The 12,249-nt window shown below is 66.4% G+C and carries 10 protein-coding genes; 7 read left to right on the top strand and 3 right to left on the bottom strand.

The features are described from left to right. Positions 1–65: 65 nt before the first annotated feature. Together OVA31_RS02260 and manA are read left to right on the top strand one after the other, a co-directional pair. On the top strand, positions 66–1,199 hold the full coding sequence (locus OVA31_RS02260) for a hypothetical protein (RefSeq protein ID WP_267629509.1): 1,134 nt from the start codon (positions 66–68) through the stop codon (positions 1,197–1,199). A gap of 4 nt (positions 1,200–1,203) precedes the next feature. Beyond that, positions 1,204–2,457: a mannose-6-phosphate isomerase, class I gene (gene manA, locus OVA31_RS02255; RefSeq protein ID WP_267629508.1), complete on the top strand. Its 1,254-nt coding sequence runs from the start codon at positions 1,204–1,206 to the stop codon at positions 2,455–2,457. A gap of 30 nt (positions 2,458–2,487) precedes the next feature. Here the strand turns inward: manA and eccE are convergent, their stop codons facing one another. Next, complete coding sequence (eccE, locus tag OVA31_RS02250) at positions 2,488–4,293, bottom strand: type VII secretion protein EccE (RefSeq protein WP_267629507.1); 1,806 nt, start codon at positions 4,291–4,293, stop codon at positions 2,488–2,490. Positions 4,294–4,430: 137 nt separating this feature from the next. On the opposite strand from eccE, the gene eccB reads away from it, so the two are divergent. Further along, positions 4,431–5,924 carry a type VII secretion protein EccB gene (gene eccB / locus OVA31_RS02245; RefSeq protein WP_267629506.1) on the top strand — a complete coding sequence of 498 codons (1,494 nt, stop codon included), beginning with the start codon at positions 4,431–4,433 and terminating at the stop codon, positions 5,922–5,924. A 54-nt stretch (positions 5,925–5,978) separates the two neighbouring features. Here eccB and hpxO read toward each other — a convergent pair whose 3' ends face one another. Together hpxO and OVA31_RS02235 are read right to left on the bottom strand one after the other, a co-directional pair. Beyond that, positions 5,979–7,139, bottom strand: coding sequence for an FAD-dependent urate hydroxylase HpxO (gene hpxO, locus OVA31_RS02240; RefSeq protein WP_267629505.1), 1,161 nt, complete (start codon positions 7,137–7,139; stop codon positions 5,979–5,981). A gap of 94 nt (positions 7,140–7,233) precedes the next feature. Then, entirely contained in the window at positions 7,234–7,863 is a 630-nt protein-coding gene (locus OVA31_RS02235) for a TetR/AcrR family transcriptional regulator (RefSeq protein WP_267629504.1), read from the bottom strand. 91 nt (positions 7,864–7,954) lie between these two features. Here OVA31_RS02235 and OVA31_RS02230 point away from each other — a divergent pair, with 91 nt between their 5' ends. The 4 genes from OVA31_RS02230 (at position 7,955) to nrdE (ending at position 12,220) form a co-directional block, all read left to right on the top strand. Then, positions 7,955–8,524, top strand: a complete 570-nt coding sequence (locus tag OVA31_RS02230) for an NAD(P)H-dependent oxidoreductase (RefSeq protein ID WP_267629503.1) — start codon at positions 7,955–7,957, stop codon at positions 8,522–8,524. 596 nt (positions 8,525–9,120) lie between these two features. Further along, the gene (gene nrdH / locus OVA31_RS02225) at positions 9,121–9,354 is read left to right on the top strand and encodes a glutaredoxin-like protein NrdH (protein ID WP_267629502.1); all 234 of its coding nucleotides are present in this window, start codon (positions 9,121–9,123) and stop codon (positions 9,352–9,354) included. A 108-nt stretch (positions 9,355–9,462) separates the two neighbouring features. Then, positions 9,463–9,963 (top strand): class Ib ribonucleoside-diphosphate reductase assembly flavoprotein NrdI, encoded by a 501-nt coding sequence (gene nrdI, locus OVA31_RS02220; protein WP_267629501.1) that lies wholly within the window; start codon positions 9,463–9,465, stop codon positions 9,961–9,963. A 61-nt stretch (positions 9,964–10,024) separates the two neighbouring features. Then, the gene (gene nrdE / locus OVA31_RS02215; protein WP_267629500.1) at positions 10,025–12,220 is read left to right on the top strand and encodes a class 1b ribonucleoside-diphosphate reductase subunit alpha; all 2,196 of its coding nucleotides are present in this window, start codon (positions 10,025–10,027) and stop codon (positions 12,218–12,220) included. Positions 12,221–12,249: the final 29 nt, after the last annotated feature.

Here is a 12,249-nt window from a genome sequence, read left to right as displayed (position 1 = left end):
CTCGGATGCCGTCGTCGGTGCAGGCACATGCGCGCCCGACGGTGTGCGTGACTAGGCTGGACGTCATGCGTACCGGTGCCCCCGATCTCGATGATGTCGAGGAACTGATCGCGGCCGACCTGGACGGTCTTCTTCCCTCTGTCGCGCTCGCCGGTGCTCAGGTGCGATCGGTCGCGGAGGCGCAGCGCGAGGGTGTGCTCGAGCCCCTGACACAGCTGCGCCCCCGCAGCGTGGTGATCGTCTGCGGTACCACCGGGGCGGCATCGCCGGCGACGCAACTGGTGATCGCCGCGATCAGCTCTCGCATCGACGTCCCGATCGTCGCCGCCCCGGCCCTACCGGGATGGATCGGTCCGCTCGACGTGGTGGTGGTGGCGGGCGACGACGCCGGCGACATGGTCCTCGCGGACGCGGCCGCCCGGTCGGTGCGGCGCCGGGCTGAGGTGGTGGTGGCGGCCCCGATCGAGGGGCCGTTGCGAGATGCGCTGGGCGGCAACGGTATCGACCTATCACCGCGCGTGTCGGTGGATCCGCGGTTCCGGTTTCCGGGATTCGTCGCGGCTCTTCTCGCGGTGTTCGTCTCGTTGACCCAGGTCCGATTCACCGGACAGGTTCCGCAGGTCGGCGATCTCGCCGACGCGCTCGACGGCGAGGCGGTCGCCAACCATCCGGGCAACGAGAGCTTCCACAACCGGGCCAAGCTGCTCGCGGCCAGGCTCGAAGCCCGTTCGTCGGTCTGGGTGGGCGACACGGTCGGGACCGCGGTGGTGGCCGGTCAGGCGTCACGCTCGCTGCTCGCCCTCGCGGGCGTCATCAGTGCCGTAGCGGAGGTTGGTGACGTGGCGCGCTTGGTGCGGGAGTGGTCGGAGCGGACCGGTTCGACTCCGTCCGAATCCATCTTCTACGACCCGGAGATCGACGGTCCGGCCCCGCAGAGTCCGCCGCGGGTGTTCGTGGCCACCACACCGTCGCGGGACTGGTATGTGCGCCGGCGCCTCGACGGGCTCGGCGATCTCGACGTGCTCACCGGCGACGGTGCTTCCGACGCCGACTCCGGTGCGCGTGGACCTGCCGGTCCGCCCGCCATGCCCACCATGGACGATCTCGCGGCCGATTCGCCAGGCGACCTCGTGTCGTTGATGGTCCTGATCCTGCGCATCGAGATGGCTGCCGTGTATCTCCGGCTGATCGGGAACTGACGCGATGAGAACTCTCGAGGGGGTGGTGCGTCCCTATGCGTGGGGATCGCGCACCGCGATTGCTTCACTGCGTGGACGGCCGGTGCCGTCGCCGCATCCGGAGGCCGAGTTGTGGTTCGGCGCCCATCCGGCCGGCCCAGCGGTCTGTCTGCGGCCGGACGGAGAGCACGACACGGACCTGCTGAGTGCCATCGACGCGGCCCCGGTGGACATGCTGGGGCGGCGCACCATCGAGACGTTCGACGGCCGGCTCCCGTTCCTCATGAAGGTGCTCGCGGCCGACGAACCGCTGTCGTTGCAGGCGCATCCGAGCCTGGCGCAGGCTCGCGAGGGATTCGACCGCGAGAACGCCGCAGGAGTGCCCATCGACGCCCCGGACCGCAACTACCGGGACCCGTGGCACAAACCCGAACTGATCGTTGCGACCACCGAATTCGATGCGCTGGCGGGATTCCGGAATCCCGCAACCACCGTCGAATTGCTTCGTGAACTCCAGGTGAGCGAGCTCGACCCCTATCTCGGAATGCTTGCCGGACAACCCGATTCGGAGGGTTTGCGTGCCCTCTTCACCACCTGGCTGACCTTGCCGGACGCATCGATCGCCACGTTGATCCCGGCGGTGCTCGCCGGGGCGGTGTCGCTGTTGGGGTCGGGCAACGGCAGCCGGTTCGCCGCAGAACTGCGGACCGTTCTGGAACTGGGAGAGGACTATCCGCGCGATCCGGGCGTGCTGGCATCGTTGTTGCTCAACCGTGTTCGCCTCGAACCCGGTGAGGGTCTGTACCTGCCGGCAGGCAACCTGCACGCATACCTGCGCGGGATCGGTATCGAGATCATGGCGAACTCCGACAATGTGCTGCGCGGGGGACTCACACCGAAGCACATCGATGTGCCCGAGCTGCTCCGTGTCCTCGACTTCACCCCGGCCGACGTCGCCGAGATCACCGCACCGATCCGCACCGTGGGCGCCGAGCGGGTCTACCTGACGCCCGCGCCGGAGTTCCGGCTGTCCCGTGTCGAGCTCGACGGAACCGGGCTGAGGTACGCGTCGTCGGTGTGCTTCGACATGCCGGGTCCGCAGATCCTCGCCGTGCTGCACGGCTCGATCGACGTCCGGCCGATGGGCGGGGAGGCCACCACGATCCCTGCGGGTCGGGCGATCTGGATCGGCGATGCCGAGCCGGATGTGGTGGTCCACGCGGGGTCGTCTCGGGCGGTGTTCTTCCGTGCGCTGGTGCCGGCCGGACCGCGGGGCTGACAGGGCCGCCGGGCGTCGTCCGGGCCGGGCTCAGCGTCCGATGTAGGTCCACTCGTCCGGTGTCGCGACCATTGTCACGGCCACCCTTTCCGTCGCCGTGGACACCGAGATATCCTGCGGTGCACGAGGATTCTGGCGGATGATGACCGTGGCGTCGGGGGCGAGCTCGGTCACGCGCGGATCTCCGGCGGCGCACACGGTGATGTGGGTGGTGTTGGCCTCGGGTGGGGGACCGGTCAATCCGTCGAAGATCAGCACGCGGTGTCCGGAGGGGGACTGGACGCGGTCCGAGCTCAGGGCCAGCTGTCGCAGGTCGCCCACCGCGGCGACCAGGTGCTGCCACTGCGCGGGTCGGACGGTGTGCACGGTGACCGAGGCGCCGATGGCCACGGCGCGGAGTGTGACCTGTGAAACCAGCTGTGGGCCTGCCGATATCGCGACCGCGCGGAGATCAGGGCCGAGCAGCGGGACGGCGACGGCGCGGCCGTTGTGGTCGGCACCGACGAGTTGACCGCACCCGCCGGCAGGGAGCGACAGGGTGCGCAGCAGGTACTGGGCCTCGGCGCCGTGGACGGCGCCGAGGGTACGGTCCAGCCGAGCGGGGACGGAGATGGGCAGGCTCGCGGCCAGCGCGTCGAACTGGTGGCCGTCGAGCGGCGTGAGGCCGGCGGGCCACGGATCGACACTGCGCTTGGCAGAAGGAAGTTCGGCGAACCGCACCATGCCGGTGACCTCGAGGACGCCGTCGGCGTCGTGGCGCAATCGCACGGTCGCGGTGGTCGACAATGCCGAGTTCACCCACACCGTCGACAAGACCGAACCGATCGATTGTGGCTCGATGGCCGCGCTGCGGAAACGCAGTTGGCCGGATCCGATGGCATCCCACTGCTCGGCCATATCGTCGAGTGCCACGCCTTCCGACAACTGGGCGGTGACGGCGGTGATCTCGGCGCCGCTGAGCAGTGAGACACGAAGGCCACTCTCGGTGAGGCGCTTGGCGACGCGTCGGCTGGTGATGGTGGCGGTCCGGAGGGCCCCGACCGCGCCGCCGCCTCGGCGGGCGACCGCGTCGGCACAGTCGAGTGGATTGAGCCGCAACACCACCAGCACCGAGCGATGTGCGGTCGCCGCCAGGGGCCCAAGGGTCCGGTGGTAGGTCTGCGCGATCGGGCCGCTGCCCCAGCTGCGGACACCGTGGCTGATCACCTCGATCGAGTCCAGCGGGATGTCGAACGGGTTGATGCATTCGGCGAGCGCGTCGAGCGGCACCACCTGCCCGGTCGGGTCGGTGACGTCGGCGGTGCCGGGGGTGAGATACGTGGCGGCCGGCGAGCCGGGCGACACCCGCAGGACGGTGATCAGTGTGTCGCCGACCCAGCGCGCGCCGATCGTGTCGCCACCGCCTGCGGGGGTCCGCAACGACGTGCGAGCCCCCTGCTGCGGTCCCGCCGGGATGTCGAACGGTGCGGGCGCGAGATCGGTGGACCTGCGGCGCGATCGGGCCCAGACGAAACCCCATCGCTGTGCCCACCCGCCGACCATCGAGCGTCCGCCGCGAAACGGGATGAGGGCCAGGGATGTCACCGCGGCGACGACGAGAGCGATCCATCCCAGAGCACTGCCGCTGGCCGCCCAGACGATCAGACCGACGGCGAGGACGACCTCGACGAGCACGAACGTCTGCAGGGTGAGGCGTCGGCGGCCGGTGCGGTCACGTCCACGACGCGCACCGCGGGTGCGCCGCGTACCCCGATCGGCCGGCATCCGTGGTGAGCTGCCGGATGGTGCTGTTTCCGGACGGCCGGTCGTCGACATCGGCGCGCCTGCCATCGCCATGGTTCCCCCCGTTCTACGGGTGACCGGCGCGACACCCGCGGAAAATGTATCGGTTACGCTACTACGCGTCGATTCGTCCGTGACCACCCGATCAGTGGAAGCGACGGGACGACCAGGTGCGGCCGGAAGGGGGGACGATGGCCCGGCAGCTCACGACCAAGGCGCAGGTGAACGGTTATCGGTTCCTGTTGCGCCGGCTGGAGCACGCCCTGGTGCGTCGCGATGTCCGCATGTTGCACGACCCGATGCGGTCGCAGCTCCAGGCTCTCCTCGTCGGCACCGTGCTCGGGCTCCTGGTTCTCGGCGGGTGTGGCGTCTGGGGAATCGTGAAGCCCCAGGGCTCTGTGGGCGATGCCAAGATCGTCGTCAGCAAGGATGGCGGCGGCAACTACGTCCTCATCGACGACACGATGCACCCGGTGCTCAATCTCGCCTCCGCACGACTGATCACGGGCAGTAGTGAGAGTCCGAAGTCGGTGAGCGACGGCAAGCTGGCCTCGTATCCGCGTGGACCGCTGCTGGGCATCCCTGGTGCTCCTGCGGCCCTGCAGTCCTCTGCCCATGGGGGACAGTCCTTCTGGACGGTCTGCGACAGCGCGACCGTGTCGCCCGACGTGTCGGGTGAGGCGATCGAACTGACCGTCATCGGCGACCGTCCCGAACTCGGCCGATCCATCGGCACCGCGCGCCCCGACGAGGCAGCACTGGTCACCAGCGGTGGCAAGGACTTCCTGATCTACACCATCGAGCGCGACCGGAAGCCCGCCGCGGTCCGCGCCGAGGTGGACACCTCGAGTGTCCCGGTGATGCGTGCGCTGCACCTCGAGGGCGCGACCCCGCGTGAGATGAGCGCAGGTCTGCTCAACACCTTCCCGGAGGTCGATCCTCTCACCGTCCCCGAGATCGACGGTGCAGGCAGACCGGGTGCGCTGTCCGACGACGACGTGCGGGTGGGCTCGGTGGTGAAGTCGGTGGGCATCGATGACCAGACCAGCTACTACGTCGTGTTGCGCGACGGAGTCCAGCAGGTCAGTGAGGCGACCGCGGAGATCCTGCGGCTCGCCGATCGCGACGGCGCCGCACCGGTGCAGACCGTCGCGCCCGGTCAGGTCGCCGCCAGCCCCACCGGTGAGCGACTGCCGGTCGACGACTTCCCGGGTCACACACCGAGTCTGGTGGACGTCCCATCCGCCGGGACGCTCTGCCAGTCCTGGTCGCGGGGTGCGGGAGACGCAGCGGCGACCACGCAGTTCCTGGTGGGGAGAGAATTGCCGCTCGCCGAGGGCGCCACGCCGGTGCGGGTCAGCTCGGCCGACGGCTCCGGACCGGGTGTCGATCAGGTCTATCTGCGGCCGGGATCGGGTGAGTACATCCAGACGACCGGGTCTGAGCCGAACAGTCAGCGTGCCGAATCACGCTATTACATCAGCGATTTCGGAATCAGATACGGGGTTGCCGATGGCGGGACCGGGCAGGTTCTCGGGCTCGGGGAGAGCCCGACGAGAGCGCCGTGGTCGGTGATCTCCTTGCTCACCGCGGGGCCATCGCTGTCCCGGTCGGCAGCCCTGGTGTCGCACGACGGCATGGAGCCCGACGAGAACGGTCAGGCGATCCCGCAGCCTGACAACTGATCCGCCGATCCCCGCGCTCTGCCGGCCGTCGTCTCTGCCGACCCGCCGGTCCGTTCACGACGTGAGCGGACCTCCGACGATGTTCGAGACGATGCCGCGGATGACCCGTGTCCCGTCCTCCGAGCGGAGTTCGTCGTACCAGGCTGCGGTGGCCTCCGGGTCCTTGGCGTGGGTGACGTCGCAGCGCTTACGCGCCCGCAGGACCAGCTCGCCTGCGCGTTCGGTCCGTGCCGATTCGTATGCGGCGAGTGCGGCGTGGACGTCGTCGGGATGCTCATTGAAGGCGAACTGAAGGGCCACAGCATCTTCCATCGCCGAGCAGCCGCCCTGGCCGATGTCTGGAGTGGTGTTGTGCGCGGCATCGCCGAGTACGGCGACGCGGCCCTTGACCCAGGTGTGGAATGGGTCGAGGTCGAGTATCTCGACCCGGTTGGTGGTCGCCGGATCCAGCGCGGCGATCAGGCGTTGGACGCCGGGCGCCCAGTCGGCGAAACTCTCCGCGAGAACCTCCCGCGCCGTTCCGCGTTCATACGGCTGTCCCTCGGGCATCGTCACGTCGAAGAAGAAGTAGAAGCGTTTGCCCGCGATCGGCATCACCGAGACACGCTTCCCGTCGCCCACATAGGTGGTCCACTCGGTGGCGGGCCCGATCGCCTCGTCCACGTCGACGAGGCCGTTGAAGTTGACGTATCCGGCGTAGCGGCGATCGACCGGATGGCCGAGGACATACTCCCGAGCCAGCGATCGCGCGCCGTCGGCGCCGATCACCAGGTCTGCGGAAACAGTTGTGCCGTCGGCGAATTCGACTGTCGCGGCCTCGGGTCCGTCGGCCACCGAGACCATCTTCTTGCCGAAGTTGATGTCGTCGATACCGTATGCGTTCATCAGCATCAACTGGAGTTCGGCGCGTGCCACCGGATACGGCCGCTGTCCCACCTCGTCGATGAGCGGCTGCATGCTGAAGCGGCACATCGTGTCGCCGGTGAAGCCGTCGATGTACGACATCGAGTCGACGATCCCGCCGAGCGCCGCGGTCTCCTTCTCCAGTCCGAGGTGGTTCAGGCATTTGACGCCGTTGGACCACACCGAGATGGCTGCCCCGACAGGCTTGTTCTCGGTGACCTGTTCGTAGACCCCGACGTCGACGCCGATCTGCTTGAGTGCGATGGCGGCACTGAGCCCGCCCATACCGGCGCCGATGATGACAGCCTTCACTGGATTTGTGCCTTCCCTTGTATCTGGTGTCCCCGCGGTCCATTCAGGCTAAGACCGATGGCGGCTCGCCGCGCGTCGAGGCCGCAGGCGCGGCTCAATCCTTGGACCTGCCTGCGGCGAGAGTTGTCACCAGCTGTTCCCACTCGGTGGTGATCGTCTCCAGGTCGAGACCGACGACATCTCGGAGGTGTTTGACCGCGGCGGCGTTCAGGGGAGCGTGCACCGCGATCGCGACCACCTCGACCCGGTCGCCGAAACCGAGTTGCTGCAGCAGGATCTGGACGTGGCGGTTGGAGGCCGCCCACACCGGATGACTCAGGAACTCGGCGCCCGAGCCGCCGGCCTCGATGAGGATGTCGAGATGGTCGACGGTCATCTTGAGCCGAGCACGGCCGTAGGCGAGCAGCCGGTCCAGCGGGGGAGCACCCGGTCCGAGGGGTTGTGGTCCGAACAGGTAGGCGCGTTGGATCTCGGATTCCGAATGGTCGAGCAGTGCCACCATCAGACCGGTCCGGCTGCCGAAACGCCGGAAGACGGTGCCCTTCCCGACGCCGGCCTCACGGGCCACCGCATCCATGGTCACCGCCGAGGCCCCGTGGTTGTCGATCAGATTCTTGGCGGCGTCGAGCAGGAGCCGTCGATTACGGGCCGCGTCTGCCCGTTCGGGATCGGACCCGTCGGACAGACGGAGTGGGATGAGACCGCCGTCGGGACCGTTCGACACGTGACGAGCGTAACGCTTGACTGATCGCGGAATTATTCGGACTGTGGTCCGGTTGGATATTTCGACTTGCTAAACATCGAAAGGGAGCATTGTGTCCGAACGTAACGTGGAGATCGTCGCGCTTGTGGGAAGCCTGCGCAAGGGGTCGATCAATCGTCAATTGGCGCAGGTCGCTGTTGACAACGCCCCGGCGGGCGTCCGAGTCACGATCGTCGAGGGGCTCGGAGACCTGCCGTTCTACAGCGAGGATCACGACCCGTCGATCGAGGCGCAGGCCGTTCTGCCCGGCGGGGTGGCAACCCTGCGGGAGACCGTCGGTGCCGCCGACGCCGTGTTGCTCGTCACGCCCGAGTACAACGGCACCATTCCTGCCGTTCTGAAGAATGCCATCGACTGGCTGTCGCGCCCCTACGGTGCCGGCGCCGTGTCCGACAAGCCGATCGGTGTGATCGGTGCCGCGCTCGGCCGGTTCGCGGGTACCTGGTCGCGTGAGGACACCCGTAAATCTGTCGGTGTCGCCGGTGGCCGTGTGATCGAGGACGTCGAGGTCGGAGTCCAGACCTCCGCACTGGGTGAGCACGGCGTCGCCGCCGCCGAGGTTGTCGAGCAGGTCGTCGTGGCGGTCAATCGCCTCGTCGCCGAGGTGACCGTCGCTGCCTGATCCTTCCCGACCGCAGACGCGCCGTCGCGGGCTCTCACGAGCCTGCGACGGCGCGTCTTTGTGTCCGTCCTGTTGGCAGCCTGGGGACACGTTGTGGAGAGTCGTGGGACAACGTGTGGAGGACACGCCGGACACGCCCGACTTCACGATCGCGCATACGCCGCGACCTGCGACTTTCACGAATGTTATTCACAACTTGTTGTGGTGTCTCCAAATGGCAGACACTAGGTGTAGTGTTTTGAACACCAGCAAGGCAGACGTCGCAGACCGGTGTGACCGCGCGAGAGACGCCACGGAGACGGTGATCTGGATCACTTTCTTCACGTTGGGAAAGTGTCCGCCCGTGGGCAGTGTTGAAGGTCGTGAAGACGATGACCGGCGCTGACAGGGGCGGCGGGGTTCGCTCCCCGGGGAGCGAACGGCAGAGGTCCTCTCGGACCCGAGCCGGCCATGGCAAGCAGACCGCGACACGACGACCCGGTGGCACGACGGCACCGACCTGGTTCACCGGATGGTGATCACCAGGACCGCGTACACCGACACCGATCCAGCACGCAGCCAGATACAGCAGCCTGATCCAGCAAGGAGACTCTTCGATGGCCATCACCGTCTACACCAAGCCGGCATGTGTTCAGTGCAACGCGACCTACAAGGCACTCGACAAGCAGGGCCTGGCCTATGACGTCATCGACATCAGCCAGGACGCCGAGGCGCGCGACTACGTGATGGCGCTGGGATACCTGCAGGCTCCGGTCGTGGTTGTCGGTGACGATCACTGGTCGGGTTTCCGTCCCGATCGCATCAAGGCGCTGGCCGTCGCTGCTGCCTGACGGGCCCGGAGTGCGCCGCTCGATCCGACGGGGAAGCCGGATCGTGGGCAGCACCGCATGGCAGCCACGCCACATATCGGAAGAGACGAAACTGACGGGAGGTGGACGATGGCAAGCCGATCTGGTGCGTCGCCGTTGATCGTCTACTTCTCGTCCGTCTCGGAGAACACCCACCGATTCGTCGAGAAGCTGGGCATGCGCAGCGTGCGCATCCCGGTCCACGGTGATGCCGGCACATCTGCGGGCGGGCCGGGCGGTTTCACCGTCGATGAGCCCTATGTCCTGATCACTCCCACATACGGAGGCGGCAAGGCGACCGGGGACCGTTCCGGTTACGTGCCGAAGCAGGTCATCAAGTTCCTGAACAACACGCACAACCGGACCTTGATCCGCGGTGTGATCGCTGCCGGCAACACGAACTTCGGTGAGGAGTTCTGTCATGCTGGCGACGTCATCTCGCGCAAGTGCGTGGTGCCCTATCTGTACCGATTCGAGCTGATGGGCACCACCGACGACGTCGATCGAGTGCGTGCGGGTCTGGCGGATTTCGTCCGGAGTCCTGCGTTCATCGATCCGCGGCACGCCGAACTCAGCGCCGCACGCGCCTGAGACTGTCGGACCCGCCGAGTAGCTTTTTCTCATACGAACACCTATCTGCCAGGAGTCTTTCGTGTCGCCAACCGCCGCCCCCGTCTCCGACGCCGCATCCGCCAGCCAGTCGGGTACACACTCGGGTCCCGCCGGTCACGAGCCCGGCGAGCTCGACTATCACGCGCTCAACGCGATGCTCAACCTGTATGACGTGGACGGCAAGATCCAGTTCGACAAGGATCGTGAGGCCGCCCACCAGTACTTCTTGCAGCACGTCAACCAGAACACCGTCTTCTTCCACGACCTCGACGAGAAGCTCGACTACCTGGTCGAGGAGAACTACTACGAGCCCGAGGTGCTGGAGCGATACGACCGCGAGTTCGTGAAACTCCTGTTCGGCCATGCCTATTCGAAGAAGTTCCGGTTCCCGACCTTCCTGGGCGCGTTCAAGTACTACACGAGCTACACGCTCAAGACCTTCGACGGCAAGCGCTACCTCGAGCGGTTCGAGGACCGTGTGTGCATGGTCGCGCTCACCCTGGCCGATGGTGACACCGCGCTCGCGCGCAACCTGGTCGACGAGATCATCGAGGGCCGGTTCCAGCCGGCCACCCCGACGTTCCTCAACTCCGGTAAGAAGCAGCGCGGCGAGCCGGTGTCGTGCTTCCTGCTGCGCATCGAGGACAACATGGAGTCGATCGGCCGGTCGATCAACTCGGCGCTGCAGCTCTCCAAGCGCGGTGGCGGAGTCGCCCTGCTGCTCAGCAACATTCGTGAACACGGTGCACCGATCAAGAAGATCGAGAACCAGAGTTCCGGCGTCATCCCCATCATGAAGCTGCTCGAGGACTCGTTCTCCTACGCCAACCAGCTCGGCGCCCGTCAAGGTGCCGGAGCCGTGTACCTGCACGCACACCATCCGGACATCTACCGCTTCCTCGACACCAAGCGGGAGAACGCAGACGAGAAGATCCGCATCAAGACGCTGTCCCTCGGCGTGGTCATCCCGGACATCACGTTCCGGCTCGCCAAGGACAACGACGACATGTATCTGTTCAGCCCGTACGACGTGGAACGCGTCTACGGGGTGCCGTTCGCCGACATCAACGTCACCGACAAGTACCACGAGATGGTCGAGGACCGGCGGATTCGCAAGACCAAGATCCGGGCTCGCGAGTTCTTCCAGACCCTCGCCGAGCTCCAGTTCGAGTCGGGCTACCCCTACATCATGTTCGAGGACACGGTTAACCGGGCCAACCCGATCGACGGCAAGATCACCCACTCGAACCTCTGCTCGGAGATCCTGCAGGTCTCGACGGCGTCGACCTTCAACGACGATCTGTCCTATTCGAGTGTGGGTAAGGACATCTCGTGCAACCTGGGTTCGCTGAACATCGCCAAGACGATGGATTCGCCGGACATCGGTCAGACCATCGAGACCTCGATCCGCGGTCTGACCGCGGTCAGTGATCAGACCGCGATCACCTCGGTGCCGTCGATCGAGAAGGGCAACAACGACTCGCACGCCATCGGCCTGGGCCAGATGAATCTGCATGGCTATCTCGCACGCGAGCGGATCTTCTACGGCAGCGACGAGGGTGTCGACTTCACAAACATCTACTTCTACACAGTGCTCTTCCATGCACTGCGGGCGTCGAACCGAATCGCACGGGAACGCGGCAGGCCGTTCGCCGGTTTCGAGCGCTCCACCTATGCCAGCGGTGAGTTCTTCGACAAGTACATCACCAAGGCATGGGAGCCCGAGACCCAGAAGGTCCGGGATCTGTTCGGCGAGGCCGGGATTCACATTCCCAACCAGGACGACTGGCGTGAGCTGAAAGAGGCCGTGCAGCGCGACGGCATCTACAACCAGAACCTGCAGGCCGTGCCGCCGACCGGTTCGATCAGCTACATCAACCACTCGACGAGCTCGATCCACCCGGTCGCCGCGAAGGTCGAGATCCGCAAAGAGGGCAAGATCGGCCGCGTCTACTACCCCGCGCCGTACATGACCAACGACAACCTGGAGTACTACCAGGACGCGTACGAGATCGGCTACGAGAAGATCATCGACACCTACGCGGCCGCGACGCAGCACGTCGACCAGGGGCTGAGCCTGACGCTGTTCTTCAAGGACACCGCCAGCACCCGCGACGTCAACAAGGCGCAGATCTACGCCTGGCGCAAGGGGATCAAGACGCTGTACTACATCCGACTGCGTCAGCTGGCACTCGAGGGGACTGAGGTGGAGGGTTGCGTTTCGTGCATGTTGTGACCGCAGAATTCGTTACTGCACAATCACTG

It is taken from the genome of Gordonia sp. SL306, from assembly GCF_026625785.1.
GTDB lineage: Bacteria > Actinomycetota > Actinomycetes > Mycobacteriales > Mycobacteriaceae > Gordonia.
The sequence above is the reverse complement of the archived record's forward strand: the minus strand, read 5'-3'. Positions and strand labels throughout refer to the sequence as shown.